Raw genomic sequence first — 24,980 nt, forward strand, 5'->3', positions numbered from 1 at the left:
ACAACATGCTTAAACGCATTTCGCAATTACTTGTCGCTGGTCTTTTACTGTCCAGTGCGGCTTCCGCTCAAGATATGAGTGAAGTCAAAATAGAAGCATCAAAAGTCGCTGGCAATGTTTATATGCTTAAGGGTAGGGGAGGCAACATTGGCGTGCTTTCAACCAACGAAGGCTTAGTGCTAGTCGATGATCAATTCCAAGCGCTAGCAGAAAAAATTGAAGCGGCCATGAAGCAAATTAATGACAAGCCACTGAAGTATGTCATTAATACTCACTTTCACGGCGACCATACGGGTTCAAATGCCTACTTTGCCGAAAAGGCGCCTATTTTTGCACATGAAAATGTGCGAGCTCGCTTAGCGGCAGATGAACGAGTCAGTGCCAAAGCGCTACCTGTAGTGACCTACGAAGGTGGCGTGACCATTTATTTAGATAACGAAGAAATTCAATTAACGCATTTGCCATCGGGACATACAGATGGTGATACCGTGGTGTACTTCAAAAAAGCGAATGTGTTGCACACAGGTGATTTGTTTTTTGAACTAGGCTTTCCTTTTATCGACATAAATCGTGGCGGTAACGTTAGAGGCTATCTTAAAAATGTAAAATACATGATAGACAACACACCTGATAATGTTGTGATTATTCCAGGCCACGGCAAAATAACCGATAAAGATGGCTTAAAAGCGTTCGCGCAAATGATCGAAGACTGTATTGTTCGCGTTGAAGCAGCGCTTAAAGCAGGTAAGAGCGAAGCCGACATTTTAGCGATGGGCGTAGAAGAAAAATACAAGAGCAAATCTTGGGCATTTATCAATGAAGAGCGTTGGTTAAAAACCTTAGTTGCTGGCTTGCAATAAAAGCCATTAGTTTCCGTTCTAATATCCAATAAAGAGCATTGTTATGCTCTTTATTTTTGCCAATTTTATAAGACAAAAGGATGTAACATGACATCGAAGACTTATGTACCACCTAAAGTTTGGACACATGACGCTGAAAGTGGCGGAAAGTTTGCCAATATTAATCGCCCGGTATCTGGCGCTACGCACGACAAAGCTCTGCCAAAGGGCGAGCATCCATTGCAATTGCATTCGCTAGCAACACCTAATGGCGTTAAAGTGACCATCATGTTGGAAGAACTGCTTGAAGCAGGCTTTGATGCAGAATATGACGCTTATACCATCAACATTGGTGAAGGTGAGCAATTTAGTAGTGGCTTTGTTGGCATTAACCCAAATTCAAAAATCCCTGCCTTGATCGATTACGGTCAAACACCTGCACTACCTGTGTTTGAATCGGGTGCGATTTTGTTATATCTCGCTGAAAAATATGGCGCCTTTGTACCGCAAGATGTTCAGCAACGAGCAAATTGCTATAGCTGGTTAATGTGGCAAATGGGCAGCGCACCCTTTTTAGGTGGCGGCTTTGGCCATTTTTATGCTTATGCACCCGAACCGTTTGAGTATCCAATCAATCGATACACCATGGAAGTTAAACGCCAATTGGATGTGCTGGATAAACATTTGGCAGAAAACACCTATATGGTTGCAGATGAATATACCGTTGCCGATATGGCGATATGGCCATGGTACGGTGCATTAGTGCTTGGGCGTTTGTATGATGCCGCAGAATTTTTAGATGTAGCGTCGTATAAAAACGTTATTGCATGGGCAGAGCGCATTGATGCAAGACCGGCTGTGCAACGCGGTAGAATTGTTAATCGCGCGTGGGGCGAACCCCATGAACAGTTGATTGAACGCCACAGCAAGGAAGACTTTGCAGCGTTTGAAAAGGCGCAGCAAAACAAGGCCTAGAAAAACAATGCCGCTGCGCCAATCTTGCTATGAATTAATCAGCGATTTGTGGCATGGGCAACACGATAAGCGTATTACTGTCGCCATGGTAGCTTACAATGAGCTGCCATTGCGGCAACAATTCAGTTTGACTAAAGCCAAACGGCAACGATTCTTTCACTAGCAAGGCTTGATTACTGTCGTATCGAGCAAAATGAAAACCATCGTCCGGATTGAATCGGTAGAAATAGTTATTACCATTGCCATCATATGCCACTTTTACCGTGATATCGTTTTCATTCGCGCTGAGGCGGCCACTTGTGCCAAACACCTGATCAAGATGAGCTAACCACTCTGCATTGGCGCCAGAAAAATAGAGCTGACTACCATCGCTATTAAAAGCAAACTCAAACAATCCTGCCAGTTGATCATCTTGATACGTTTGAGTTTTTCTAATCTTCAGCGGGAAGGTTGAATATTCATTGATGTTTATCGAGAATTTATGAAGCGTATTGGTGGCACTATTAAAGGCAACAAATGCCGGCTCATTAGGGACTTTTCTTAGCTGCGAAGTGACAAAAGGTTGTGTTGAAATGAACCCTAAAGCTTCCAATGCATCGTCAGCAAATTCTAACGCTCGAGACAATACATACTGCTTATCACCCCAAGTTAAAAACAAACTAGGGTCATATGATATTAAATTTTCCGGCAGCGTAAATTTGGTATAGCTTAGTGGTTCAAAAGTAAGCTTGAAATAGACTTGTTGCTCGCTAACATCGCCGCCTTCGTCGGTAATCGATTCAAGGGCGTTAATCAATGCAAACTCACCGTTGGGCGCTTCTACATAACTGATAATAGATAGTGGATTTTCCTCAAACGTCAATGACTTCACCACCTCAGTTGTGATCAGGTGATAACCTGACAGCACATTGTCGCCAAAGGTGTAAGCAATGGGCGCAAAAGGGTCAATAAGCAAGGGCGCATCAGCTTTAACATCGGCAATGAGTTGGGTTTCTACCGTTGAAGCTTGTTTTTCAAAGCTAACAGGAATGCTAAACGTTTCATCGTTTTCAGTATCTTGGATTACAACGCTACCGAAATGACTGCCTTCAGCTAATACGCTGTCGTCTACTTTTACTTGTATGGTGTTATTGGCAGGATCGGCAAATAGCTGCAACCAATTGTTCTCTGAGCTAACCGACCAATTGGGCATTTCGCCACTGTTGGTGTGAAGCGCAATGTTTTGCGCAATATGAGTTAAATTTCCTGAACTAAAAAAGCTGAGCTTTGCTGGCGAGAAAATGAGAGAATTTTCTTGATAGGCAAAAGTTATATCAATTGTCTTGGCTGTTTCCGTGCGCGCTTCGGTTAGTTCTAGCTGTATTTCTTTTAACCCTTCTGGCGGCAGATTATCTGTATTAAGATTTAAACTAATATCGGTAAAGCCTTCTTCTTCACTTTCTGTTTGTTCTATTGTTAGCCAGTCGACCGGAGAGGTTAACGTCCAGTCGGTATTGTCGCTGTAAACCGAAAAATCGATTTGCTCTGGTGGCTCTTCACCTTCAATGTGTTCGATGTAGGCTGAAGATAAAGTTGATTGTAATTGCCATATGTTTAACGTGACTTTGATGTCTTGCGAGATCAATTGGCCTTGCTCTGCATTGCCGGTACTTAGGCGCAGCGTGGTTTCGTATGTACCAGGGGCGATTTGGTCTTCATTAGCAAGGCTGACAGTTATGCGGGCGCTGGTATCTGTAACGCGGTCTGTATAGAACGATAGCCAGGCAACAGGTACACTGTCTGGCGCAAAACCTAGCACTAACCCTTCGCCTTCAAATTGGGCACGAATGCGTTGCTCTTCTTCAGAGCTGGTTAGCACCTCATGTTCAAAAACAATTTCGTCTACATCAACAATTAATGAATAAGGGTCGTTATCGTTATTATCGCTACAGCCCCACAAACACGCTACTAGTATGCTGGTGAGCCATAGTTGGTTTATCCTTTTCATATTACAAGCGAATTCCTTATTATTGTTATCATTATTTGTACGCTTTTTGAGCAGTTATATCAACTAGTATTACACGAATGAAACTTTCTATTGGTTTAATCGCTTTTTTTCCGCTTTCAATGGGTGATTTTTTAACAAATGTCAGTAAAATAAGGCGGACTTTTAACCACTATGTATAGCAATTGAATAAAAGTGTATTGCATCGTGCGATAGCCTTGCTGGCACGAAGAGAACATGGCGAAAAAGAATTATCGCGCAAACTCCAACAAAAAGGGTTTGAAGCAGATGATATTCGCGAAGTAATGACATTTTTATTAGACAACGATTATCAATCAGATATTCGTTATGCAGACAGCGTTTTTAGAAGCCGCATTAGCAAAGGCTATGGTTGGCTATACATTAAACAAGAGCTTGCTCAAAAAGGCATTGCAACGGCAATTGTTAGTGGATTAAATACAGAACAAATAGATTGGTATGATCAAGCGCAACTAGCGTATAATAAGCGTTTTGGGGATAGCCCCGTGCTTGATCAAAAAGACAAAGCCAAACGTGTTCGCTTTTTACAGGGGCGAGGTTTTGACTTTGATCAAATTATGGCAGTGATTAAATAAACATTAATTGGAAAATTTCATGATCAGAAGTAGTGCTGAAATTCGTCAGGCTTTTTTAGACTTCTTTGCTACAAAGCAACATCAACGTGTAGCCTCTAGCTCGCTTGTACCGGGTAATGACGCCACCTTGCTATTTACAAATGCGGGTATGGTGCAATTTAAAGATGCCTTTTTAGGTGCAGAAAAGCGTAGCTATACACGAGCAACCTCGTCGCAGCGTTGTGTGCGTGCAGGTGGTAAGCACAATGATCTTGAAAACGTAGGCTACACAGCCCGCCATCACACCTTTTTTGAAATGCTAGGTAATTTCAGTTTTGGTGACTATTTCAAAGAAGACGCCATTGCTTATGCGTGGGAATTCTTAACAGACGTACTTAAGTTGCCGAAAGATCGTTTACTTGTCACCGTTTATGAATCGGATGATGAAGCGTTCGACCTTTGGGCAAACAAAATGGGTGTGCCTGAAGATAAAATTATTCGTATTGGCGATAAGTCGCCGAGCAAAAAGTATGAGTCTGACAACTTTTGGTCAATGGGTGACACAGGACCTTGTGGTCCGTGTACTGAAATTTTTTATGACCATGGCGAAGGTATTTTTGGTGGTCCTCCAGGTTCTCCTGATGAAGACGGCGATCGTTTTATCGAAATTTGGAATTTGGTATTCATGCAATTTAACCGTCAAGCCGACGGCACCATGGATCCATTACCGAAACCAGCGGTAGATACCGGTATGGGGCTTGAGCGTATTGCTGCAATTATGCAAGACGTGCACAGCAACTACGAAATCGATATATTCCAAAACTTAATTGCAGATGCGGCGGCATTATTGGACTGTAATGACATTGAACACAAGTCATTGCGCGTTATTGCCGATCACATCCGTTCATGTAGTTTCTTAATTGCTGATGGTGTCATGCCGTCGAACGAAGGTCGAGGATATGTACTTAGACGTATCATCCGCCGTGCTGTTCGTCATGGACATAAGCTTGAAGCAAAATCACATTTCTTCCACAAGTTGGTGGCATCGCTTGCCAAGCAAATGGGTGAAGCCTATCCAGAATTGGTTCAACAACAAGCGGTTATCGAAAAGATTTTACGTGTTGAAGAAGAACAGTTTGGTCGTACGTTAGATCGCGGTATGGCATTGTTAGAAGATATTTTATCTAACATGGATAGCGATACTATTGCCGGTGATGACGTATTTAAACTATACGACACTTATGGCTTCCCAGCAGATTTAACGGCAGATATTGCCCGTGAAAGACAGTTAAAGATTGATCAAAACGGTTTTGATGTTGCCATGGGCTTGCAGCGTGAAAGAGCGCAACAAGCCAGTAACTTTGGCACTGATTACAATGAACAATTGAAATCTGATCATACAACCAACTTTAAAGGCTACACCAACGACAGCTATTCAGCGACTGTAGTGGAACTATTTAATAGTGAAGACAGCGTCAACGAATTGAAAGCGGGCGAAACAGGTATTGTTGTTCTTGATTCGACGCCATTTTATGCCGAGTCAGGTGGTCAAGTTGGTGACAGCGGTATGTTGACCTTCCCAGAAGGTCAATTTGAAGTACAAGATACCGTGAAGCTTGGTAATGCATTTGCACATAAAGGTATTGCACATGCAGACATTGGCTTAAACCGTCGCGTAAAAGCTGAAATTGACACAGCTCGCCGTGATGCGATTGTTAAAAACCATTCTGCAACTCACTTATTGCACGCTACCTTGCGTGAAGTATTGGGTGACCATGTTACGCAAAAAGGTTCATTAGTTGATGCCGATAAATTGCGTTTTGACTTTTCTCATTTTGAAGCGGTAACCGCGGATGAGTTACGCCTAATTGAACACAAAGTTAATGCTCTTATTCGTCATAACCAACAGCGTGAAACTGCGCTTATGCAGATTGACGAAGCGAAAGAAAAAGGCGCAATGGCTTTATTCGGTGAAAAGTATGACGATGAAGTGCGCGTAGTTACGCTTGGTGAAGCGTCAATTGAGCTTTGTGGTGGTGTTCACGTTGAACGCACAGGCGATATCGGTTTATTCAAGATCACCAGTGAATCAGGTATTGCAGCAGGTGTTCGTCGTATTGAAGCGGTAACAGCAGATGCCGCATTAGATTTTGTTGACGAGCAGGCTCACAAATTGGGTACTGTTGCTGCCTTAGTTAAATCTGATGTCCCTGGCGTGACGATTAAAGTTGAACAAATGCTAACTCGTGCAAAAGGCTTAGAAAAAGAAATTGCTGAATTAAAGCAGCAGTTAGCAGCCGCTGCTGGCGCTGACCTTGTTTCACAAGCACAAGACATTAATGGTGTTAAAGTGTTAGTGGCAAACCTAGATGGCGTTGAATCAAAAGCACTAAGAGGCATGGTTGACGATCTCAAAGTGAAGATTGGCTCAGGCATTATTTTGTTAGGTGTTGCTTCTGGTAGCAAAGTTAGCCTGATAGCAGGTGTTACAAAAGACCTAACTGGCCAAGTTAAAGCAGGTGAATTGGTTAATTTTGTCGCGCAGCAAGTTGGCGGTAAAGGTGGCGGTCGTCCTGACATGGCACAAGCCGGCGGTAGCGACGCAGCAGCCTTACCTGGCGCGCTTGATAGTGCCACAGCATTTATCAGCGAAAAGCTAGGTTAATGATTTATAAAGTATAATTTTAAAAGGGGGATTTTCCCCCTTTTTTATTTGTCCAAAAAACGTTCATCTGACCTCCTTGTAATAAAAGTGTCATAAAACTGTCTTATAATCGCCGGCAATTAAATTAAGCTTGTATATAGGTTGGTTCCGGTGACAATAAGTTCATCAACACTCAACGCCAGAAAAGTCAAAAATAGCCTCGCTAAATGGCTGATTTCACTTGGCGGAATTAGTGTTCTTTTTACATTAGTACTGATATTCCTATACCTTCTTTACGTGATTCAGCCTATTTTCGAATCGGCTAGCGTAGAAAAGTATGCGCAACATTCCATCGTTAACACTCAAAACGTTAAACATGTTGGTAGCGATGAATTGAAGGAAGTGTTGTTTACAGTGGACGATCAAGGTCTGCTTCAGTTTTACCGTATTGGTAACAAAACAGAAGAGTCTGTTGCGGCGATAAGCCCATTGTCGTCAGAACAACTTCCAATTAATGCGCCAATCGCAGATATTACCGATTTAGGCTACGGTCGATTTCTAATCATCGACAATGTGGGTCAGGTAAACCTAGTGCAAGTGAAATTCACTGCAAGTTACACCGACGACTCGCGCGAAATTAATCCTTCTATTTTTTATCCATTGGGCGAAGATCCTTTGCCGGTTGATGAAATGGAACAAGCGATTACAAAACTTGCCTTTGCGATGGATGATGAGCGTGCAACCTTTATTGCGGTAACTGAAGATAGCAGGCTAATCAAAACAACGCTTGTTGCTGAAGATGACTTTAGTTACGACAGCGAATTTGAAGCAGAGTATCAAGAAATTCCTTACCAAAAAGGTGAAATTGACGATTTAGCGATTGTGCCAGATATGTCGATTGCCTTTGTACGCAGTGGTCATGAAATCACGGTTTATGAAACCAACGACGAATATGATGTACCTGAGCGTTCGCATTTCATTTTAACAGCCGACGCACAAACCAATGTTACCTCAATGGCGTTACTGTCTGGTGGTAGCTCACTATTAGTAGGCGATAACACGGGTAAAGTTTCGCAGTGGTTTGAAATTTCGACTGAACGTGGCAGAGAATTCACATTAGTTAGACACTTTGATGCGTCTAATCAGCCGATTACTAAAATCGTGACTGAACCATATAGAAAGAGTTTTTATACCTTTAATCAGTCAGGTGATATGGGTGTGTTCTACACCACCAGTGAAGCAACACTATGGCAAGGTAAGCTATTTGAGCAGCAACCTGTTGCTGCCGTTGTGACACCACGCGCAGATGGCGTTATTACCGCAGAAGTTAATAATGGCAATACCACTATCACGATTACCTCGGTGCACAATGAGCATCCTGAAGTAACATGGAGCGGTTTGTGGCAACAAGTGTGGTATGAAGGTTACCCTGAACCAGATTATATTTGGCAGTCAACGTCGGGTTCTGACGACTTTGAAGCGAAGTTTTCACTTGTTCCTATTAGTTTTGGTACGTTAAAAGCAGCCGCTTATGCAATGTTGTTTGCGGTGCCTATCGCACTTGCAGCCGCAGTATATACTGCTTACTTCATGACACCAGCGCTACGTAAAAAAGTTAAACCTACCATCGAATTGATGGAAGCCTTACCTACGGTAATTCTTGGTTTCTTAGCAGGCCTTTGGTTAGCACCTATTATCGAGGACTATTTGCCAGCGATATTCATGATGCTGGTGATGTTGCCGATTACCATATTATTAACCGCTTACGGTTGGAATCGCTTGCCTAAAGAAATCAAATTCAAAGTGCCAGAAACAATGGCGCCACTTATTCTGATTCCTATGGTAATTTTGACCGTTTATCTTGCCTTTGCGCTTTCACCTGTAATGGAAGACGTGTTCTTCGGCGGCGATATTCGCCAATACATTACTAATGATCTTGGTATTAGTTTCGACCAACGTAATGCACTAGTAGTTGGTATCGCAATGGGCTTTGCTGTTATCCCTACCATATTCTCGATGGCAGAAGATGCAATCTTTGGTGTACCTAAACACTTAACAAGTGGTTCATTAGCACTAGGTGCAACGCCATGGCAGACATTGATTAAGGTCGTTATTCTAACCGCTAGTCCGGGTATTTTCTCTGCCGTAATGATGGGCTTAGGTCGCGCGGTTGGCGAAACAATGATCGTATTGATGGCAACGGGTAATACCCCAATTGTTGATTGGAGTATTTTCCAAGGTATGCGCACGCTTTCTGCAAACATTGCTGTAGAAATGCCAGAGTCTGAAGTCGGTAGTTCGCACTATCGTATTTTGTTCTTGGCAGCATTCGTTCTCTTTATTTTTACTTTTGTCTTTAACACGGTGGCTGAATTTGTTCGCCAACGTTTAAGAGAAAAGTACAGCTCGTTATAACAAGTAGGTTGTCTCATGAGTATGAAAACATGGTTTAAATCGGGCTCACCTTGGATCTGGATGTCTGCAGGTGGCGTAAGCTTGAGCTTAATTTCAGTAATAGGCTTGTTATGGCTAATCGCGGCAAATGGTTTATCGTATTTTTGGCCGTCAGATATTCATCAATTTGAATTGCAGGATAGCCAAGGTAATAAACAAACGGTAATAGGTGAAATCTATGACCGTGAGAAGATTCCACGTACGCAGCTAAGTGCACAGTTAAACTTGCCTGGCGACAGTGAAACCATAGAGCGCTTGCTTGTAAAAACAGGTAACCGTGAACTAGTTAGTTTAGATTTCAGATGGATTTTAGTGCCACAAATCGCAGCACAATCTACGCCTGAAGATATTGCGGTTATCGAACGTCGCACAAATGGTAATTTTTACGGCCGAATCAAGGCATTGTATTTAGATGGTGAAGAAGTAGGGCAAGAACGCTTAGACGAACTGCTTGACCGCGTTGACCAATTCCAAGCACAAATTTCTGATTTACAGAAAGTGGATATTGGTGCCATCAACTACAACCTAGAGCGTTTGCGTTTAAAACAACGTAAGTTGGAGCTAAACAACAAACTAACGCCTGCAGCGCAAGCGGAAATTGACACCGAAATTGCTTCGCTAAATGCTGAATATCAAACGTTAGAAGCTAACCTAAACAAGCTACGAGAAGAGGTTTCTCGCGACAAACTTGTTATGGTTGCGATGGGCGGCGAAGAAGTTACCATCGGCTTTGAGAAAATCTTAAATATCAGATTCCATAATGAATATGGCGTGTTCTCAAAGATTGGCGTGTTTATGTCACAAATTGGCGGCTTTATTTTTGACGACCCGCGTGAAGCAAATACGGAAGGTGGTGTATTCCCTGCTATCTTCGGCACCGTATTAATGGTGTTGTTGATGACGGTTATCGTGTCTCCATTTGGTGTAGTTGCAGCAATCTACTTGCATGAATATGCGGGTAACAATGCGGTGACCAAGCTTATTCGTATTGCCGTGATTAACTTAGCCGGTGTACCAAGTATTGTATATGGTGTGTTTGGTTTAGGTTTCTTCGTCTACATGGTGGGTGGCAGTCTCGATCAATTGTTCTACCCAGAAAATTTACCAAGCCCAACATTTGGTACGCCAGGTGTTATGTGGTCTGCGATTACGCTAGCAATATTGACCCTGCCAGTCGTTATTGTATCAACAGAAGAAGGTCTTTCTCGTATACCTTCAGCGATGCGTCACGGTAGTTTAGCGTTAGGCGCAACTAAGGCTGAAACCTTGTGGCGTATTATTTTACCTATTGCTAGCCCTGCTATTATGACAGGTATTATATTGGCAATAGCTCGCGCCGCGGGTGAGGTAGCACCTTTAATGTTAGTAGGTGTAGTAAAAATGGCGCCGAACTTACCATTAGATGGTAACTTCCCATTCTTGCACTTAGATAGAAAATTCATGCACTTAGGTTTCCACATATATGATGTTGGTTTCCAAAGTCCAAATGTTGAAGCAGCTAGACCGCTTGTATACGCAACGGCATTACTACTAGTGACCATTATTGTCGCTTTAAATATGACCGCTGTTTCAATCCGAAATAAATTACGCGAAAAATATCGCATGCTAGAACACTAGTATGTGCGCACTAAATTGAGAAATGATAGAGATTAATCATGATTAACGTAGCACCCGAAGTAAAAGTTAAGCAGGACGCGATATTAGATTTGAACAACTTACCACCAGAAAAAGTGGCGTTGCAAATCAATAACCTCAATTTGTTTTATGGTCAAAAACAAGCCCTACAAGACATTTCTATGTCTATTCCTAAAGGGCAAGTAACGGCATTTATCGGCCCAAGTGGTTGCGGTAAATCAACCTTGTTACGTTGTTTGAACCGTATGAACGATTTGGTTGATTCGTGTAAAATTGACGGAGAAATTAACTTAAACGGTGAGAATATCTATAATAAACAAGTAGATGTTGCTCAACTACGCAGAAACGTGGGTATGGTGTTTCAACGTCCTAACCCGTTTCCAAAAAGCATTTACGAAAATGTTGTATACGGACTGCGCATTGCAGGCGAAAACAATCGTCGCGTATTAGACGAAGCAGTTGAACGTTCTTTGAAAAATGCAGCCCTTTGGGATGAAGTAAAAGATCGATTACATGAAAGCGCGCTAGGCCTTTCAGGTGGTCAGCAACAAAGACTTGTTATTGCTCGCGCAATCGCAATTCAGCCAGAAGTGTTATTACTTGACGAACCAACCTCAGCGCTAGATCCAATTTCAACGCTAACGATTGAAGAGCTAATTAACGATCTTAAGAAACAGTTTACGGTTGTTATTGTTACGCACAACATGCAACAGGCAGCGCGTGTTTCTGACCAAACGGCGTTCATGTATATGGGTAGTCTAATTGAGTATTCAGACACCAATACGTTGTTTACAACGCCTAGCAAAAAGAAAACTGAAGATTACATTACTGGTCGTTACGGCTAAGCACTTACCAAACAGGAATTGATATGGACAACTTAAATATAGGACGCCACATATCGGGTCAATTTAATGAAGACCTTGAACGCGTTATCAATCATGTTATGCAAATGGGTGGTTTGGTACAAAAACAAGTCACAGACTCGTTGCAAGCCGTTAGTGAAGCGGATGAGGATTTAGCCAAGCAAGTATTGGCCAATGATTATCAAATTAACAATTTTGAAGTGTCAATTGATGATGAATGTACCCGTATTATCGCTAAACGCCAGCCTGCTGCCGGTGACTTAAGATTAATTCTTGCGATTATCAAAACGATTGCTGACTTAGAAAGAATTGGTGACGAAGCAGAGAAAATCGCTGAAGTAGCGACAGAAAGTTTTTCAAAATCGCAGCAAGACCTGCTAAACAGTTTAGAAAACTTGGGCAACCGTGTTGCAAGCTTTTTACAAGCAACGCTTGACTGTTTTACCCGTATGGATGCGGAAGCCGCGATTGAGGCTCATAAGATGGATAGCAAAATCGATAAGGAATATGAAGCACTAATGCGCCAGCTAATGACGTATATGATGGAAGATCCTCGCTCGATTCCTCAGGTTATGTCGGTTATTTGGTCAGCGCGCGCATTAGAGCGTATTGGTGATCGTTGTCAGAACATTTGTGAGTACATTATTTACTTTGTAAAAGGTAAAGTTGTGCGTCACACCAGCCCAGAAGACATGTAGATAAAGGCCTACAGCGCTTCAAAAGAATAACTTCGGATTATTTTAAAATTACTGTTACACTTGTGGTTACACATGTGTAACAGTTTAGCCTGTGTGTGGGATATTTTCGGTTGCTTATTATAGTAATTAAGGTAATATCCGCCGCGAATAAAAACGAGAGATTTAATCTCCTAGGAAATATTATGCCTAACAATAATATCCTTGGTGTATTTGCTAAATCACCAATAAAGCCGCTTGAACAACATATCGAAATTGTTGCTCAATGTGCCGGGAAACTTGTTCCATTTTTTGATGCATGTATTGCACAAGAGTGGGATAAAGCAGACAAGTTAAGAGTAGAGATCTCTACATTAGAGAAAGATGCTGACGCGATGAAGCGTAAACTTCGTTTGGAGTTGCCAGGTGGCTTGTTCATGCCATTTGATCGTGCCGACTTACTGTCACTACTTACCCAACAAGATAAAATTGCTAACAAAGCAAAAGATATTGCGGGCCGAGTAACAGGTCGTCAAATGGATCTACCACCAGCACTACTTACACACTTCTCAGACTACTTAAAGCGTTGTATCGACGCGATCGACAAAGCTGCAGAAGCTATCAACGAGTTAGGTGACTTACTAGAAACCGGTTTTAAAGGCCGTGAAGTTAAGCTTGTTGAAAAACTTATCAATGAATTGGATGCTATCGAAGACGATACTGACAGCATGCAAATTACAATTCGTAAAGAATTACTAGCGATCGAAAAGGACCTTCACCCAATTGATGCAATGTACTTGTATCAAGTAATCGAATGGGTTGGTGATCTCGCTGACTTAGCAGAGCGCGTAGGTTCGCGCCTAGAAATTTTACTCGCACGTAAATAGGGTCTTTCTCGATGGAAATTATTTTAGAACACGGCTCACTGCTGGTAATGATGGCAGCAGTGGTTGGCTTTTTAATGGCTTGGGGTATCGGTGCTAATGACGTAGCAAATGCTATGGGTACTTCAGTTGGTTCAAAAGCCTTAACAATTAAACAAGCGATTATTATCGCAATGATTTTTGAATTCGCGGGTGCATACCTTGCCGGTGGTGAGGTAACGTCAACAATTCGTAAAGGTATTATAGATGCCAGTTACTTTGTTGATACGCCAGAATTACTTGTCTTTGGTATGATTTCAGCCTTATTTGCTGCCGCAACTTGGTTAGTTGTAGCGTCAGCTCTAGGTTGGCCTGTATCTACTACTCACTCTATCGTTGGTGCAATCATTGGTTTTGCTGCCATTGGTGTAGGCGCTGATGCGGTTGCATGGGGCAAAGTAGGTGGCATCGTAGGTAGCTGGATTGTAACGCCGCTTATCTCAGGTATTATCGCCTTCCTTATCTTTAATAGTGCTCAAAAACTTATTTTTGATACAGAAGACCCAGTAGACAACGCTAAGCGTTATGTACCAATTTACATGTTCTTAGCAGGTTTTGTTTTATCACTTGTTACGATCAAAAAAGGCCTTAAGCATATTGGCTTAGACTTAGGTACAGTTGAAGGCTATTTATGGGCGATTGGTGTAGCTGCTATTGTTGCATTAATTGGTAAATACTTTATCTCTAAAATCAAATTCGATAACAAAGCACAGCGTCGTACACAGTTTGTAAACGTTGAAAAAGTCTTTGCTATCTTAATGGTTGTAACAGCATGTTGTATGGCATTCGCTCACGGTTCAAATGACGTGGCTAACGCTATCGGTCCATTGGCTGCGGTTGTAAGTATTGTTGGCAACGAAGGTGAAATCGTTAAGAAGGCTGCGCTAGAGTGGTGGATTTTGCCATTAGGTGGTGTCGGTATCGTGATGGGTCTGGCTGTGTTCGGACACCGCGTTATTGCGACAATCGGTAAAGGTATTACTCACCTTACGCCAAGCCGCGGTTTTGCGGCTGAGCTAGCGGCTGCATGTACTGTTGTTATTGCATCAGGTACAGGTTTACCTATTTCGACTACACAAACACTTGTTGGTGCGGTATTAGGTGTAGGTATGGCACGTGGTATTGCAGCTATTAACCTAGGTGTTGTAAGAAACATTGTTATCTCTTGGGTTATTACCTTGCCAGTTGGCGCAGGTCTATCAATCTTGTTCTTCGAGATTATGGTCAATGTGTTTTAATGACGCAGATTGAACAATAAAAAAAGCCGCTTACAGCGGCTTTTTTTATGTCTGTATTAAGTTGCTAAATTAAGAATGCTAACTTAAGGCGCTAGGTAACCTAAATTTTTTAAATGGTGTGGTTCAAACACATCAACAACCTTACCAACAACAATTAAGCTTGGTGGTTTAATCCCGGCAGCTTGCGCTAAACCTGGCAGTGTTGATAGCGTGCCGGTAACTACTTCCTGGTCTTTTCGTGTGCCGTGACGAATGATGGCAGCGGGCGTGTCTTTGTCGCGCCCTGCAGCAATAAGTTTCTCACTGGTCTGGTTTAAGGTTGTTACGCCCATATAAATAACGATAGTTTGTTCGTCGTTGGCTAATGCGTCCCATGGTAACACCAACTCACCACAGTCTTTAACATGGCCGGTTATCAGCGTGCAGCTTCTTGCCCTTTGGCGATGGGTGAGGGGAATGCCTGCATAGCTAGTACAGGCAGATGCGGCTGTTAACCCTGGAACGATGTGACAGGCGACGCCATTGTCTAGCAATACTTGTGCTTCTTCGCTGCCGCGCCCAAAAATGAGTGAGTCTCCGCCTTTTAAACGAACTACTTTTTTGTTTCGCTGCGCCTGCTCCACCAATATCTCATTTATGCCTGTTTGTGATACGCGGTGCTGCCCTTGCATTTTGCCGACATAAATACGCTCACAACCACTTGGCAGCAGCGCCATAATTTCATCGCTGACTAAACGATCGTAAACAACCACTTCAGCTTGTTGAATAAAGCGATACGCTTGAATGGTTAACAGCTCAGGATCGCCAGAGCCCGCACCTACTAGTGCAACCTCACCGGCTACAAAGGGTTGTTTATGGCTTTGAGAAGGAAAATTCATAAAAAGCACAACTTAAATAAAAAAAGAGTATATACAAGACTATGCTAAAGCACGATTGAATTTAATTAAATTATTATAGTTTTTTGCTATGAATAATTATTGTGACACCTGCAGACACCTTTATTTACCTAGGATTAAATTTTTTTACTATTTATTTCAATTATTTGGTCACAATTTATTGCAAATCAGTACAATTTTACTATGTTTCCTATTAACAAGGTTGTTAAAATATAAACAACTTGTTTCGAATGGCGATAAATCGCTCGAAAAAGTTTAGGACAAACTCAAATATAACTAGCTTAAATACATATTTAGTTGCCCGTTGTTAATCAAATGGAAAATAAGGACAAGATTATGTTGATTCTTACTCGTCGTGTCGGCGAAACGCTAATGATTGGTGATAATGTCACTGTAACCGTGTTAGGTGTTAAAGGTAACCAAGTTCGTATTGGTGTCAACGCGCCTAAAGAGGTTTCTGTGCATCGTGAAGAAATTTATATGCGCATCCAATCCGAAAAAGGTGATGGTGAGTCGTCGGGTAATGTATAACCTGATTTGAAGATGAAAAAAGTCGGCAAATATGCCGGCTTTTTTAGTTCTATTTAAGGCCGCTTACTGCATAATTAGCGTGAAAATCATACGTGTTGTTCGAATTCTCATCAAACAGTGAGAAAAGATAAAAAATCGTTTGACTTATTTCTAAGATCTATTAATATGCGCACCACATCGGTGAGGTGGCCGAGAGGCTGAAGGCGCTCCCCTGCTAAGGGAGTATACAGTTTGTAGCTGTATCGAGGGTTCGAATCCCTCCCTCACCGCCATTAGTTTCTAATGGAGCGAACATAATGTTCGCAAAATCTTTAAACAAGATTTAAAATAGTGTTTATTGCGGACGCGTAGCTCAGCTGGATAGAGTACCTGGCTACGAACCAGGCGGTCGCAGGTTCGACTCCTGCCGCGTCCGCCACTTTTCTCAAGTGGTTAAAAAAGAGAAATCCGGAAACTAGGATTTAAAAGACATGTTTACCGCGGACGCGTAGCTCAGCTGGATAGAGTACCTGGCTACGAACCAGGCGGTCGCAGGTTCGACTCCTGCCGCGTCCGCCACTTCATAAAAACCGACCTTAGGGTCGGTTTTTTGCTTTCTAAGCTTTTATTTTGTGCTAACCGTCAAATTTCTCGCTTATTGACGATGTCGGGCATACAATAAAAGCGTATCTATTTTCTTATAAGTGATTGTTTTATGTCGTTACCTCCATGCCCTAAATGCCAGTCTGAATATGTTTATCAAGATCAAAGTCAATTGATTTGTCCGGAATGTGGTCATCACCCATACACTTTTTTCACCAATCACTAACCATACACATTTGCAAAGTTGAGAATGACTACTAGTCTTATGTCTAAGACACACAGTCTCGATAGATTCTCTCATGACTATCTCATACGAGATAAAAACAACTGAAAATAAGCCATATACATACAAAACACCATTGATAGGTGTGGATGATAGTGGGGAACTATCGGTTGAGTATTCAAGACGAAATTCTACCCATATTAAAAAACTAACCCTGCTCAACTTAGTAGGCAGAGATGAAAGAGGGTCAATTATCTCTTATGAGCCACTAGAGCAAGTTAATAGATTCTTAATGGCGCACCATATTGATGGCGGTTTGCAAGAATCTGATCAATATAGCAAAGCCTTGGTTCATTTCTTCTCATTCTTGATAGAGTTACAACGATTATGGGATGACGAGTACGATGAAGATTTATATGATGAACTAGTAGATCTCCCCAGGCCTGCTTGGAACTCTTTCCCTATTCGTAAAAGCCAGCGTATAACGTATCAGTATCGCGAAGCCTTGAAAAACGCTGTTCTTAACGAGTCAAATCCAGAACGAAGAATCGCAAGAACAACAGCAACAGCTTATATGAATGCCGTTGTAAAGTTTTATTCTTTCCATATTAGAAACGGTTATCAATTCAATAACCCTCCTTTCGAACATGAAGTATTGACAATTTATTATCAGGCTGGCGGCTTCAGTATGAAGCCGTACATGTCTAAAGCGGTTCATACGACTGATTTACGCTTGAACTTTGGCAGATCTAAACGAAATGAAGGAGGAGCACTACCTTCAGCAAGAAGAGATTTAAAGCCATTGACTAACAAGGAGTGGAAGGAATTAAGTTCGACAGGTGTGAATTTAAGTAATGCAAATACAGTCTCACCATCATTCGTTGCGCCTAACTCTGTTGCAACAATTACTCTTGAAGTTACGGTTGTCGACTCAGAAAATGGTACTTCAACAGATACGGTTACTTACCATGTGCATGATAAAATATCCGTCACTGCTGGCTCGAATGTAACAATAGTTGAAGGTAGTAATGTCTCATTACTAGCTAGTACTCAAAATGCAGCTTCTACTGTTAATTACTCATGGTCAATACTTGATGATAATGGAACGGGGATTAGTACCTCTGACATTACTGACCCTTCAGCTCAATCACCAACGTTAAATATTGCTAATGTCAATGTTGCAGGGGATATTGCAATTAAAGTACAAGTTACTGCAAATGACGGTGCCAATAGCGCGAAAGCAATTTTACAAGTAACTATTCAAGATAGTCACTTACGAGTTGATTTGGGGGCAGATTACCCAATGCCTCCTTCCCAAGTTACATTTTTGCATGCGAATGTATCAGGTGGTAAACCACCATATAGCTTTAATTGGGTAGACAATACTACAGCTCCATTGAATAGCATAAGTATTGCAAACCCAAGCTTCACTTCACCTAGCTCTGCAAATACATTAGCTTATACAGTCTCTGTAACAGATTCGCTAGGAAACGTTGCAAAAGACACCATACATATCACAACAATGGTGCAACCATTAAAAATCGATGCAGGAGCAAATATTATTGCTCTTGAAGGCGGTAATGTTGACTTGTTTGCTCTAAACACAAATGGTTCTGTGAATGCATGGAGTTGGACACAAATAGCTGGGACAAATGTAACACTCACTAATGCCAATTCAAATGCGCCAAGCTTCATTGCTCCAAACGTTGCATTTCCGAGCATTGAAGAATTAATTTTTGAGGTTTCTGGTACCCCTGTAAGCGGTAAGACGGTTAAAGATCAAGTTAAAGTGTTAGTTAAATCATTACCAAATATCTCTGCGAGTGCAAATGATGTAATCGCAGCCCCTGGTGATACAGTCAAATTAACTGGTTCTGTTAATGATGTAGACAGCTCAAATCCTGGTACTGTTGACAATCTTAAGTGGGAACAGGTGTTATCAATTCAGAGCCCAAGTGTTGGCGCATTAAGTAATGCTAAAGTATCCGGTAATCAGCGTACTCTGACGACAACTTTCACTGCACCGAATGTGACTTATCGAACCGACTATAGTTTTGTTTTACTGCAACTGGTACGGGGAACATTGTACAAGCTCCTGTTGTCGTAACTGTGCTACCAACACCAACTGTGGTTATCCCAAGTCCTGTTGTTGAAGTTGATGGGGGGTCCACTTTGCAATTAAGCGCTTCAATTCAAAATGCTAGTAGTTATGTTTGGCGTCAAATATCTGGGCAAACTGTGTCACTATCAGGATCTGATACTGCAACCCCTACAGTATCTATTCCAATCGTTTCTATATGTGATGCGCAGTCTCTTCCCAACTCATGTATAGAATTAACATTTGAGGTATCTGCTACAAACAGTAGCGGTACAACATCAGCGACTGTGCTAGTGAGAGTGAAAAAGCCTCGGATCCAAATATTTAGTTCAACATCGGCAAGTCTCACGATGGAAGAGCAAGACACACGAACAATAAGTGTTGAATTTAGGCTACCTGATGGCTCTAAGGTTTTGCCAGCGGATGTTGATATTCAATGGTTTGCAGCGGGCTCCAAAACAAATAATATACAGTTGTCTGGAACTACATCTGAGACTGTAACAATTACAGCTGTTGGCGCCCTTGGAGTACACCCATTAGTTATAAGAGCAAGGCCTATAAACAATAATGAAGGTTTTACAAATGCGATTAAACAATTCAATATTGATGTGAAAAAAAGCAGCGTGCCGTCAATAACATCACAAAGTGTTTTTCAATCAGCTTTGACTAATAAAAACCTACAATTAACTACACTTCTAGATAAAAATAGTGGTGATAATGCTAGAGGTACACTTCAAGGGCCAGCTCTCACAGGTGGGGTACCACCATATACTTACAAATGGAGCTCACCAAACGGTGTATCGATATCAGACATAAGTTCAAAGAACCCTACATTCGAAATTACTCGGCCTAATAGTGACTGTACATTTGTTGACGGTACATTAACGTTTACAGCCTCAGACAGTGCAGGACAATCTGTTACTGGTCAATTGAGGTATAAATTAACTCGCCAAGCTGCGAATGTGGCTGTTGAACCTTCAAGCTGTCATCTGTGTAGAGGTCCTAAATTCATATGTGAACGTTCCTACATACCAAAAAAATGTGATAATGGTACACAACAGTATTGTGTTAACGATGTTGAGAACTTAATTGATGGTTCGCGTTATGTGACAAGACGTTGTGCCACTGCTGCCGAGGCTGAGGCGGCTATCTTAGGTGGGGGCAAACACCTGCTGGGTTTTCAGGGCCAAGTGCACCGTTAAAAGATACTCTCTGTTCGAATTATGATGTGCATGACCTGAAAGATAACCACTTTATTTGCTCATTTGTTTGTAAAGGGCCTAATTGCAATCTTGAAACTGTCCCAAGAACAATTTTAACTGAGAGTGACTTCCCATTGCCAGTTTCAGCATCAACTCAACCAGGAAGTTGTAATACACTCAAACGACAGTAGTGATATGGAAGTATATAGGTCGCTTCGGCGGGAAGCTAAGGCGACCTATAATCCTAATATTTTGTACTAAAATATCTGCTCTTACTACTATAGGTTGATGCTCATAATTTTTTGTAATGGCTCAAGTGGAGCACTCAAGACTCATTTAATAACTTCTTAAAATGGTATTATGTTAGATGTTCATTGGGAAGTTAGAGTTTAAAATTGTAGATAAATTTACGTAGGGTTTAAATAATGAATATGGCTTAACAATTAAATCTATATTATTCTAATCTCTATTATTCTAATCTCTATTAGAACTAATTATACATTCTTAATTATGCTAGTCCCCGTCACAAGAGAGATTCATTCTCGAATTTTAAATTACATAGTCTTTAATAAACCAAAAATCTATAGGAAAACCCAAGATAAAGAAGAATTTGGGCCGAAATACGAATCTATTGAAATTTCTGTTTCAAATGAAGACTCACATGAATTAAGTAGAATACTTTCTGACTGTCGTCTTCCTTTAAACTTGACTACTAAAAATATTCGCATAAGTAAATCTTATGAAAATGAAGCTTTTCTTGGAGGTATTTCAAACTTTATACAAAAAGGAGATAAATTAATTTTAGAGTCAACCGGTTGTATCACTCTAAGATTTTCATCAGATCCTGAACGTCTTCATCTCTCCGAATCAATAGATAAGAATCTAATTACGATTTATCCTGAGAATTCTTGGTATGATAATTTACACATGAATTTGGAGACCTTAGCAACACTTGCAATTCTGGTTTTTATATCAGTTGCTTCTAGCATTATTGGCTAGCTTTTAAATCAACCTAGTTTTAATGTTGAATAAAACATCATGATCACTTAGAGCTAGTCAAATATTAAGTGAGGCAAGTAACAAAATCATTTAATTTATAAACTGATTAGAATCAGAATAAGTTGAATATTAAATGCTAGAAAAATAAGAATGAGCTGGTATATTGCTCATTCTTACTTTGCACAAGGTTCAAAAAATGAATTTAGTGAAGCTATTCAGCTTCTAATTGAAGTTCGTTAGCGATTATTGTCGTGTTATTCAATGCGGATCCTTTTACCTCTACTAAATATCCAATATCCAAACCCGCTGCTACGGCAAGCGCAGCTTCTAGTTCAATGACAGACCAAAACTCAGACGCTGTAATTTCATTACTATTTCTATCTCTGAAGGTTTCCACATTAGTTGCGTCAATAGTTACACCAAGAACAGTAAAACCTGCTCTGTAACCAGGAGCGGTGGCTTCAGTAACTACACTTGTTGGATCTGTAAAACCTCGAATCGATGACTGTTCGGTCATAATGTTACGTTGGACGAGAGAAGCAATAATCTCACCGCCAGATTTCAATTTTCCTCTTATTTCTAGAGTGTCATTTACTTTGATATCAGCAAACGAAAATGTAGCATTTGCCTGAGATGTTGTATCAATAAATTGTGTAGTCACCGGGTCTGTGTTTACTATAATTTCAAACAATTTTAAAACACGATTACTAGTTGAAACCTCATTGACCTTACTTTTTATTACAATATCGATAGAAGGTTTAAATATAATGTTTGTTGCTTGAATTAAGCCGGCATTATTCATTTCACCTTCAACTTCTAATTTTGCTCCAATGCTTAGGTCCTCTTTTGCGCCGCCTGAAAAAAGAGTATTTTCATTGATTACAATTTGTTGCCTAAAAGGGCCAATAAATAGTTCAATTTGCTCAATCGAGATATTTTTTGTAAAACCTGTAACTTCATAATGATCTCCAAAACTTCCCTTGACGATATCGTCAGTATTTTTAATAGTTGTAGCTGTTAATGTAGGAATTTCCTCATTAAAGCTAGTTGCATCACCTTTAACTTCAACAGGTAAACCATCTCGCAATGTCGAATCTAAATTAATTGTGGCCTGCTGATAATTAATAAGCAGGTTGTTTATTTTGAATGTCGAGTTTACTTCATTAAGTTCTTGGATATGACCACTAAGCAAATAGAATTCAACATCATCAGATGTTTTACATGAAATACGTGTGGCAGTTATAACCCCCGTTGCGCTATAGCTTCCTGAAATAGTCAACGATGCAATATCTTGATTGTCAAGTGACGATGGGCAGCTATCATCTTTCAGGGTATTAAGATCAGTCAAAATAGATTGACCTAAAACTGTTATAGTCCCATATTCATTTATATTACTGATAGGCCCTTCCAAAATTGTCATGTACTCAACAGTTGTTGCAATTGCATTAGTATTATTGTCGTCTATTGAGCCTTTAATAATTACATATTCACCTGTTTTAAATTGTTCGATTGAAGACTGTTCACCATTTCGATAAAAAGAGGCGATAGTGGTGTTGTATTCAACCCCATTAACTAAGATTCCGTTTTCAAGGCCTGTAATTGCTCCAGCTGCTAGGGCGAAACCACTTCGCTCTATAATACTTGGCGGTGGTACCTCTTTTGCTAAGACATTAATGCTTACTGTATCGCTTGCACTTGCACTGCCATCGTTATCAACAACTACAAGCTCAAACGTCAGAGTCTGATCTTCATCCAGGCTGGGGGCTATAAATGTTGGTTTTGAAGGCTCTGTTGTGTTGAGAGAAACATCCGGCCCAGCTATTTGAGACCACTGAAAACTTGTGATTGTACCATCACTATCGCTAGATGCACTACCGTCAAGTGTTACAGTCTCAAGAGAGTTAACTGTCTGGTCGTCACCAGCACTTGAAACTGGCGCAACATTAGTTGGTGGACTTATTATTTCTGTACTGTTGCCATCACTGGATTCGCTTCCTCCACAGCCAGAAATGAAAAATAAAACCACAATATAGGTAATAACAAACCTTTTAGAGATTAAAGACATCAGAACCCCTTAAAATTAGCAAACAAGCACTTAAATACAATAATACAATATTTATTAGTTTAAGATAAGCAACTATGTAGTTTTTTTCAAACAAAAGAGGTCTAAATTAGAAATTTTTTAAGTAAAAAGAACAGTTAAAAGATCTCCATTGCTTTTATTAATACTCTTCCAGGGCACTACTGTTTGATGAAATGAATGTGCAAAGATATTGAAAATAGTTTCTATAACTTTATTTGTAAATGCATTTTTAAGGCAGTTTAGGATTTTGCTAACTTTATGTATTGATCATTAACTGACGCAATAATCTTTGGAGACCAATGTTCAGTTAATGTTTCTGCAAGATTAAAAATATTCATATATATTCCGAATTTCTGAGTTGATTTTACAAATTTTATTTCGAATTTTAATGTCATCACTAAAGCTGTAAATTTACGTAACAAGTCTACCTTGCTAGTATTCTTTTATTAACGTTGGTTTAGTTTTAACAGTTTTAACTGGGAGTTGTTTTGGACAGAATTGGAGCAATTGAGGTTTTTATTGCTGCATGCAAAGAGAAGAGCTTTACTAAAGTTGCTAGCAACTTGGATATATCATCTACTATGGTAAGTAAATATATAAACTTTCTTGAAAAAGAAGTTAATATAAAATTATTCAATAGATGCACGCGAGGTCTAAAACTTACCGAAGCAGGGGCGTTGTATTTGCGTAATGCTGAAAAACTATCTGCTCAGTATCAACAGTTAAAGAGTGAAATGGAGAATTTTTCAGGAGAGCCTCAAGGACGTATTAAAATAAATGCCCCAGTAACATATGGAACATATTGTTTAACGAAAATAATTAGTAAATTTATGGATAAAAATCCAAATATCGACATTGATTTAGAGCTTTCAGATTCATTGTCAGATGTATTTTTGGATGATTATGATGTTGTTTTTAGAATTGGTGCCTTAAAATACGCTTCTTATATTTCCAAGAAGGTTGATAAACAACAATTAATATTTAGCGCATCTCCCGAGTACCTAAAAAAAATTTGGTGTTCCAAAAAATATAAGCGAGCTTGAAGGACATCTTTTTTTGGGATTTAAAGTTTGGCAAACACATTCAAGGTTGAATAAAGAATTTCAAATAGATTCATTAAGAATTAACGATAGCAAATTTGTAAGTAATAGTGGGAACTGCCTAAGAGTTGCCGCTTGTGAAGGTAAAGCTATTTATAGATTTCATAGCCAACTATAAAAATAGAGATTAATAAATGGATTTTAACAAAAAGAATATATAACCTCAGGTATACCGATGAAGTAATGAACAAATTAAAAGATACGAAAATGTCACACAGACGCTCAGATTGAACAACTATAGTTTAAAAGGCTGAGCAACTTGCATATCTATATCTTTGTTATTACGATTCAGAAACTTGAATTATTAACTTTTCAGACTTTAATGTTTGGTGACTAACGAAAGTAATCCTGAATTTAATCATGCATTTGACAGAAATACCCCTTTTCGTTAGACATTTTTGCCACTTCTCGACTAAACAGATTCGATTGTTCTCAGCCTAACCG

General features: G+C 40.3%; 18 protein-coding genes, 3 tRNA genes and 1 pseudogene. 19 read left to right on the top strand and 3 right to left on the bottom strand.

Annotation, left to right across the window (positions count from 1 at the left end; translation table 11 throughout):
- Positions 1–5: 5 nt before the first annotated feature.
- A complete protein-coding gene (locus QUD85_RS04290) occupies positions 6–860 on the top strand; it encodes an MBL fold metallo-hydrolase (protein ID WP_093327212.1) in 855 nt (284 codons plus the stop codon).
- An 87-nt stretch (positions 861–947) separates the two neighbouring features.
- Positions 948–1,814: a glutathione-dependent disulfide-bond oxidoreductase gene (yghU, locus tag QUD85_RS04295; protein ID WP_093327215.1), complete on the top strand. Its 867-nt coding sequence runs from the start codon at positions 948–950 to the stop codon at positions 1,812–1,814.
- 34 nt (positions 1,815–1,848) lie between these two features.
- On the opposite strand, the gene QUD85_RS04300 is transcribed toward yghU, so the two are convergent.
- Positions 1,849–3,801 carry a hypothetical protein gene (locus QUD85_RS04300; protein WP_093327217.1) on the bottom strand — a complete coding sequence of 651 codons (1,953 nt, stop codon included), beginning with the start codon at positions 3,799–3,801 and terminating at the stop codon, positions 1,849–1,851.
- A gap of 182 nt (positions 3,802–3,983) precedes the next feature.
- Here QUD85_RS04300 and QUD85_RS04305 point away from each other — a divergent pair, with 182 nt between their 5' ends.
- From QUD85_RS04305 to QUD85_RS04340, 8 genes are all read left to right on the top strand, one after another.
- Positions 3,984–4,412 (top strand): regulatory protein RecX, encoded by a 429-nt coding sequence (locus QUD85_RS04305; protein ID WP_093327218.1) that lies wholly within the window; start codon positions 3,984–3,986, stop codon positions 4,410–4,412.
- 19 nt (positions 4,413–4,431) lie between these two features.
- Positions 4,432–7,056 (top strand): alanine--tRNA ligase, encoded by a 2,625-nt coding sequence (gene alaS / locus QUD85_RS04310; RefSeq protein WP_093327219.1) that lies wholly within the window; start codon positions 4,432–4,434, stop codon positions 7,054–7,056.
- A gap of 150 nt (positions 7,057–7,206) precedes the next feature.
- Positions 7,207–9,450, top strand: a complete 2,244-nt coding sequence (locus QUD85_RS04315; RefSeq protein WP_245732038.1) for an ABC transporter permease subunit — start codon at positions 7,207–7,209, stop codon at positions 9,448–9,450.
- Positions 9,451–9,471: 21 nt separating this feature from the next.
- Positions 9,472–11,106 carry a phosphate ABC transporter permease PstA gene (pstA, locus tag QUD85_RS04320; RefSeq protein ID WP_093327617.1) on the top strand — a complete coding sequence of 545 codons (1,635 nt, stop codon included), beginning with the start codon at positions 9,472–9,474 and terminating at the stop codon, positions 11,104–11,106.
- 38 nt (positions 11,107–11,144) lie between these two features.
- On the top strand, positions 11,145–11,969 hold the full coding sequence (gene pstB / locus QUD85_RS04325; RefSeq protein ID WP_093327223.1) for a phosphate ABC transporter ATP-binding protein PstB: 825 nt from the start codon (positions 11,145–11,147) through the stop codon (positions 11,967–11,969).
- A gap of 23 nt (positions 11,970–11,992) precedes the next feature.
- Entirely contained in the window at positions 11,993–12,685 is a 693-nt protein-coding gene (phoU, locus tag QUD85_RS04330) for a phosphate signaling complex protein PhoU (RefSeq protein ID WP_093327224.1), read from the top strand.
- A 182-nt stretch (positions 12,686–12,867) separates the two neighbouring features.
- On the top strand, positions 12,868–13,548 hold the full coding sequence (locus QUD85_RS04335) for a TIGR00153 family protein (protein WP_093327226.1): 681 nt from the start codon (positions 12,868–12,870) through the stop codon (positions 13,546–13,548).
- A gap of 11 nt (positions 13,549–13,559) precedes the next feature.
- Positions 13,560–14,822 (top strand): inorganic phosphate transporter, encoded by a 1,263-nt coding sequence (locus QUD85_RS04340; RefSeq protein WP_093327227.1) that lies wholly within the window; start codon positions 13,560–13,562, stop codon positions 14,820–14,822.
- A gap of 83 nt (positions 14,823–14,905) precedes the next feature.
- Here the strand turns inward: QUD85_RS04340 and cobA are convergent, their stop codons facing one another.
- The gene (gene cobA, locus QUD85_RS04345; RefSeq protein WP_093327229.1) at positions 14,906–15,700 is read right to left on the bottom strand and encodes a uroporphyrinogen-III C-methyltransferase; all 795 of its coding nucleotides are present in this window, start codon (positions 15,698–15,700) and stop codon (positions 14,906–14,908) included.
- A gap of 354 nt (positions 15,701–16,054) precedes the next feature.
- Between cobA and csrA the strand changes: the two genes are divergently transcribed.
- From csrA to QUD85_RS04385, 8 genes and pseudogenes are all read left to right on the top strand, one after another.
- Positions 16,055–16,249: a carbon storage regulator CsrA gene (csrA, locus tag QUD85_RS04350; protein WP_093327230.1), complete on the top strand. Its 195-nt coding sequence runs from the start codon at positions 16,055–16,057 to the stop codon at positions 16,247–16,249.
- Positions 16,250–16,428: 179 nt separating this feature from the next.
- A tRNA-Ser gene (locus tag QUD85_RS04355) sits at positions 16,429–16,521 on the top strand.
- A 69-nt stretch (positions 16,522–16,590) separates the two neighbouring features.
- Positions 16,591–16,667: transfer RNA gene (locus QUD85_RS04360), tRNA-Arg, on the top strand.
- A gap of 63 nt (positions 16,668–16,730) precedes the next feature.
- Positions 16,731–16,807: transfer RNA gene (locus QUD85_RS04365), tRNA-Arg, on the top strand.
- 136 nt (positions 16,808–16,943) lie between these two features.
- Positions 16,944–17,027, top strand: a pseudogene (locus tag QUD85_RS04370) (alkylphosphonate utilization protein); the annotation flags it as partial.
- A gap of 103 nt (positions 17,028–17,130) precedes the next feature.
- Positions 17,131–19,161 carry a hypothetical protein gene (locus QUD85_RS04375; RefSeq protein WP_245732039.1) on the top strand — a complete coding sequence of 677 codons (2,031 nt, stop codon included), beginning with the start codon at positions 17,131–17,133 and terminating at the stop codon, positions 19,159–19,161.
- 341 nt (positions 19,162–19,502) lie between these two features.
- Complete coding sequence (locus QUD85_RS04380) at positions 19,503–20,354, top strand: hypothetical protein (RefSeq protein ID WP_093327232.1); 852 nt, start codon at positions 19,503–19,505, stop codon at positions 20,352–20,354.
- Between the two features lie 510 nt (positions 20,355–20,864).
- The gene (locus QUD85_RS04385; RefSeq protein WP_093327234.1) at positions 20,865–21,353 is read left to right on the top strand and encodes a hypothetical protein; all 489 of its coding nucleotides are present in this window, start codon (positions 20,865–20,867) and stop codon (positions 21,351–21,353) included.
- Positions 21,354–21,564: 211 nt separating this feature from the next.
- Here QUD85_RS04385 and QUD85_RS04390 read toward each other — a convergent pair whose 3' ends face one another.
- Positions 21,565–23,418 (bottom strand): DUF5666 domain-containing protein, encoded by a 1,854-nt coding sequence (locus QUD85_RS04390; RefSeq protein ID WP_093327236.1) that lies wholly within the window; start codon positions 23,416–23,418, stop codon positions 21,565–21,567.
- A gap of 506 nt (positions 23,419–23,924) precedes the next feature.
- On the opposite strand from QUD85_RS04390, the gene QUD85_RS04395 reads away from it, so the two are divergent.
- Entirely contained in the window at positions 23,925–24,479 is a 555-nt protein-coding gene (locus QUD85_RS04395; RefSeq protein ID WP_093327238.1) for a LysR family transcriptional regulator, read from the top strand.
- Positions 24,480–24,980 lie beyond the last annotated feature (501 nt).

The organism is Thalassotalea agarivorans (genome assembly GCF_030295955.1).
GTDB lineage: Bacteria > Pseudomonadota > Gammaproteobacteria > Enterobacterales > Alteromonadaceae > Thalassotalea_D > Thalassotalea_D agarivorans.

Bases quoted from the DNA above. Each gene is read 5' to 3' on its own strand.
- QUD85_RS04385 (WP_093327234.1), top strand. From the start codon at position 20,865: ATGCTAGTCCCCGTCACAAGAGAGATTCATTCTCGAATTTTAAATTAC.
- QUD85_RS04300 (WP_093327217.1), bottom strand. From the start codon at position 3,801: ATGAAAAGGATAAACCAACTATGGCTCACCAGCATACTAGTAGCGTGT.
- pstB (WP_093327223.1), top strand. From the start codon at position 11,145: ATGATTAACGTAGCACCCGAAGTAAAAGTTAAGCAGGACGCGATATTA.
- alaS (WP_093327219.1), top strand. From the start codon at position 4,432: ATGATCAGAAGTAGTGCTGAAATTCGTCAGGCTTTTTTAGACTTCTTT.
- QUD85_RS04335 (WP_093327226.1), top strand. From the start codon at position 12,868: ATGCCTAACAATAATATCCTTGGTGTATTTGCTAAATCACCAATAAAG.
- QUD85_RS04375 (WP_245732039.1), top strand. From the start codon at position 17,131: ATGACTATCTCATACGAGATAAAAACAACTGAAAATAAGCCATATACA.
- pstA (WP_093327617.1), top strand. From the start codon at position 9,472: ATGAAAACATGGTTTAAATCGGGCTCACCTTGGATCTGGATGTCTGCA.
- QUD85_RS04380 (WP_093327232.1), top strand. From the start codon at position 19,503: ATGGAAGAGCAAGACACACGAACAATAAGTGTTGAATTTAGGCTACCT.
- phoU (WP_093327224.1), top strand. From the start codon at position 11,993: ATGGACAACTTAAATATAGGACGCCACATATCGGGTCAATTTAATGAA.
- QUD85_RS04340 (WP_093327227.1), top strand. From the start codon at position 13,560: ATGGAAATTATTTTAGAACACGGCTCACTGCTGGTAATGATGGCAGCA.
- yghU (WP_093327215.1), top strand. From the start codon at position 948: ATGACATCGAAGACTTATGTACCACCTAAAGTTTGGACACATGACGCT.
- QUD85_RS04290 (WP_093327212.1), top strand. From the start codon at position 6: ATGCTTAAACGCATTTCGCAATTACTTGTCGCTGGTCTTTTACTGTCC.
- cobA (WP_093327229.1), bottom strand. From the start codon at position 15,700: ATGAATTTTCCTTCTCAAAGCCATAAACAACCCTTTGTAGCCGGTGAG.
- csrA (WP_093327230.1), top strand. From the start codon at position 16,055: ATGTTGATTCTTACTCGTCGTGTCGGCGAAACGCTAATGATTGGTGAT.
- QUD85_RS04390 (WP_093327236.1), bottom strand. From the start codon at position 23,418: ATGTCTTTAATCTCTAAAAGGTTTGTTATTACCTATATTGTGGTTTTA.